Source organism: Okeania sp. SIO2C9, assembly GCF_010672455.1.
Taxonomy (GTDB): domain Bacteria; phylum Cyanobacteriota; class Cyanobacteriia; order Cyanobacteriales; family Microcoleaceae; genus Okeania.
Map to the genome: position 1 here is coordinate 1 of NZ_JAAHGO010000298.1, position 1,072 is coordinate 1,072.

Sequence of the window (1,072 nt, forward strand, 5' to 3'; positions counted from 1 at the left end):
CTTTTAAAGCTTGGGTGCATATCGGCAATCTCGACCACTGCACCTGCAATTGCCTGCTTAGTTTGGGCATCTTTAACCTGGCCAGTAATCGCAACTTGATGGCGGATTTGTCTCAACCCTATCTTATTCGACACGATCAACACCCTTTTGTCAACTATCTTGGTAATTGTTAATGGGTATTAAGTAATCACATTTTCCCTAATTCCCAAATAATGGTCAATGACCAATTATCCAATCCTGATCTGGGTTACCAAGCTTCCTGCCTCAACTGGCTCATCAACTTCCACTGCCATAGTAACAGTGTAGTTTAATGCTGCCCTGGGCTTTCCTCCCATCGCTTGCCAGAATTCCCCCAAACTCTGTAGGTTGCTCTGACTCAGACTAACTGCCCTGATTGGAGGTTCCATCCCCCTGAGGCTTTCCTGTAATACTGCTGCTGGGATTATACGATGGCGCAGTAGAACTTTCATCACCTCCCCCAGCCATCGGTGTTCTTCTTGCTCTGGTCTTTGACCATTACCTGTACCTGTAAGAGCAGACCAAGCTGTGATTAGGTAAGAGCAGTCCACTCGTACTGGATTACGCCTTTTAGTCGCCCTACCGTTAGTTCGTTCTGTTGACCAGGTGCTGTCGCGTAACTCCAGATTCTCACGCACATCGTAAAGAAAGAGATTAATCGCTGGCTTGACACTAAAATCCTTGTCAGGTGTGGCAAAACTAATATTAACTGACGAGATTAGGTCAGGAGGAAGTTCACCCTTAAGGAGTTCCTCCAAGGTTTTATCCAGATCGTGAATCATCAAATTTCCCCAATCTTAGAGTACGGATGTGAACTACGGACACTTCTGTTACGAGTAAGTGTCGGCTTCTAGTTTCATCGCCCGTTGCCCCTTCCCCTTACAGGTATTCGGTCTTACACAGGCTCCGCTAGCAGGAACGGGGTTCCCTCCGTCCATAGATAATACCCGGATGCCTTCTGTTGTGATGTTTAATGCTGCATTACCATCACGATCATGATGAGTACCACAAGATGGGCAATCCCACTCTCTAATCTCGAGTGGTAATTCCTTTT

At 46.5% G+C, this 1,072-nt stretch carries 2 protein-coding genes; both read right to left on the reverse strand.

Annotated elements, in window-relative coordinates; genetic code table 11:
* Window positions 1-227 precede the first annotated feature (227 nt).
* Window positions 228-800, reverse strand: coding sequence for a DUF4255 domain-containing protein (locus tag F6K23_RS41155; protein ID WP_293167064.1), 573 nt, complete (start codon window positions 798-800; stop codon window positions 228-230).
* Between the two features lie 48 nt (window positions 801-848).
* The gene (locus F6K23_RS41160) at window positions 849-1,052 is read right to left on the reverse strand and encodes a zinc ribbon domain-containing protein (protein ID WP_375340838.1); all 204 of its coding nucleotides are present in this window, start codon (window positions 1,050-1,052) and stop codon (window positions 849-851) included.
* Window positions 1,053-1,072 lie beyond the last annotated feature (20 nt).